Source organism: Aphanothece microscopica RSMan92, from assembly GCF_046613545.2.
In the GTDB taxonomy this organism is placed as follows: Bacteria; Cyanobacteriota; Cyanobacteriia; order PCC-6307; family Cyanobiaceae; genus NIES-981.
Genome location: NZ_JBKKKY020000679.1, coordinates 1 through 311, shown reverse-complemented (window position 1 = coordinate 311; position 311 = coordinate 1). Strand labels below are relative to the sequence as shown.

The 311-nt window shown below is 73.3% G+C and carries 1 pseudogene; it reads right to left on the bottom strand.

From position 1 onward, the window contains the following. Positions 1-311 (bottom strand): annotated as a pseudogene (locus ACLD7X_RS19600) (hypothetical protein); the annotation flags it as partial.

The following is a 311-nucleotide window of genomic DNA, read 5'->3' as shown; positions in this document are numbered from 1 at the left end:
TGCGCCCGAGGGCCGTGGCGCTTTCACCGTCGGCGATGGAGGCTTCTCCGAGGGCTGTGGCGGCGGTACCTGAAGCCCGGGCGTCCAACCCGACGGCGGTCGCGGCGGTTCCGGTGGCATTGGCGCGAGGACCCAGTGCCGTCGCCCGTTGCCCTGAGGCCAGGGCATCAACCCCGACGGCGGTCGCGGAGGTTCCGGTGGCATTGGCCCTGCGCCCGAGGGCCGTGGCGCTTTCACCGTCGGCGATGGACGCTGCTCCGAGGGCTGTGGCGGCGGTACCTGAAGCCCGGGCGTTCAACCCGACGGCGGTC